The organism is Moorena sp. SIO4E2, from assembly GCF_010671945.1.
Classification (GTDB): Bacteria; Cyanobacteriota; Cyanobacteriia; order Cyanobacteriales; family Coleofasciculaceae; genus Moorena; species Moorena producens.
The window spans coordinates 1-1,895 of record NZ_JAAHIE010001031.1 but is presented as its reverse complement, the minus strand read 5'-3'; the positions used below and the strand labels follow the sequence as shown (position 1 = coordinate 1,895).

2 protein-coding genes are annotated in these 1,895 nt (G+C 46.8%); both read left to right on the top strand.

The genetic code is table 11. The features are described from left to right. Positions 1-79: 79 nt before the first annotated feature. Positions 80-343, top strand: a complete 264-nt coding sequence (locus tag F6K37_RS40245; RefSeq protein WP_008177637.1) for a hypothetical protein — start codon at positions 80-82, stop codon at positions 341-343. 68 nt (positions 344-411) lie between these two features. After that, positions 412-1,848, top strand: coding sequence for a hypothetical protein (locus F6K37_RS40240; RefSeq protein ID WP_008177632.1), 1,437 nt, complete (start codon positions 412-414; stop codon positions 1,846-1,848). Positions 1,849-1,895 lie beyond the last annotated feature (47 nt).

Below are 1,895 nucleotides of genomic sequence, written 5' to 3'. Positions count from 1 at the left end.
CTAGGCTGTTCACTCTAGGACTTGATTGATGGGATGAGTTCATGCATAATCTGTGTGAAGAGGTTGCCAGGATCTGCCCATGATACAAGGATACAAAAGCTCAATTGAGCGTCTGGCCAATTTATTTAAGCAAAGCCGTGATCGTTGGAAGCAAAGAGCGAGTGAGAAGCAAAAGAAATTGCGAGCACAAGAAATCCGGATTCGGGACTTAGAGAAAAGTCGAGCCCTGTGGAAACGACGAGCCCAGATAGCGGAAAAGGAAGTGCGAGGGTATCGTCAACAGACCTCATCCCCATCGCTTAGCCCCCTGTCTGATCAGACAGCAGTCCCCCCCCGTCCTTAGGCGGCTCTGCCACCGTTGGGATCGTTGAAACCCAAGGCACCCTGTTAGCCAGCCACCATTATGGAGCATTGACGATTAGCTTAGCCATCTCGTTTGTGGTTGAAAGTTTAAGCAGTTTCCGGGGAGCCTCGAAAAATTTTGCCCTATTGAGTCGGTTCATCGGTCAAATTTTACCGAGTTATAGTAGTATTCGGCAATGGGTATTGCGGATGGGACTATACTTGCTACAGCGTCCGTGCGAGTATCGTCACGACTGGCTATACATTGCCGATCTTACCCTGGAATTAGGGGCTCACAAATGCTTAGTAGTGTTAGGAATCAGCCAAGCTCGGTGGAAGCAAATCGTCGAGCAATCAGCTGGGAAATTGTGCTATCAGGACTTGTCACTACTAGCGTTAAAGGTCATGAAGAGCACTAAAGGAGACTTGATCTACCCCATCCTCGAAGCGGTTGGTGACCAGGTCGGGGTCCCCTTACAGCTTGTCTCAGACCAAGGCAGTGATCTCTATAAGGGCATTCGCTTATACCATCAAGCTCATCCTTCTGTGCAGGTGACCTATGATGTGACTCATCAAAGTGCCCGATTACTCAAAGGTGAGTTAGAGCTCGATCCAATCTATCAGCGCTTTGTCAGTCGGTGTACCCGTACTCGTCAACAGTTGCAGCAGAGTCGATTATCTTTTTTAAGACCACCCGCACAACGATCCAAAGCTCGATACTTCAATATTGACACCTTATTGAAGTGGGCCAAACTCGTATTGGCCTATCAGAAGCAGCAGGATTTCTCAAGGGTCAATCCTGGCTACTGCTTAGATTCGAGTGCCTTAAAAACCTTGAGTGAGCAGTTGACTACTGAGGTCAATGCGGCCTTAAAACCCCTTAAACAAAAGCCATTTCCTGACCAGAAAGCCTTTATTGAAGCCCTCAAAGGGTGTCTTTCAGAGGCAGTTTTCTGTGACGTTGGTTCCTTAATTTGCCAAACCGCTGACCTCGGTAGACGGTACTTTGAGGAAAAATTGGGTTGGGTGTCGGACTATCAGGAGGCCCTCGAACCCTTCAACCAGATGCTTTTCTTAGTGCGCACCCTCCAATACCAGCTTAAGCATCAAGGGTTTAACCAACACTCGAAAACAGACTTTATCAAACAAACAGCTGATTTAACCTTATCGAAACGATTAGAGGACTTTTTGGCCAAGTTAATTGCCTATATTGACCATGAAACCACAGCATTGCCTCCTAATCAGCCCCTACTTGCCTCTTCTGATCTCATCGAGTCTGTGTTTGGTAAATATAAACTGTTTTCCCAAAGGTCATCCCTGAAGCATATGGGGCATTTACTCTTGACACTGCCTCTGCTCACCACCCAGTTGACCTCTGAACTTGTTAAAACTGCCATGGAAACAGTTTCCTTCTGTGATGTCCAACATTGGTATCGACAGCACTTTGGAGAATCTCCCTTGGCCAAGCGTCGGGCTATTTTTCAGACTACAAAAATTGACATATAAACTGCATGAACTTTTATCGGCATAAGGGATTCAAACTCAACAGCCTA

What these genes read in the sequence shown, in the direction of transcription:
- F6K37_RS40245 (WP_008177637.1), top strand. Translation starts at nt 80, where the DNA reads ATGATACAAGGATACAAAAGCTCAATTGAGCGTCTGGCCAATTTATTT.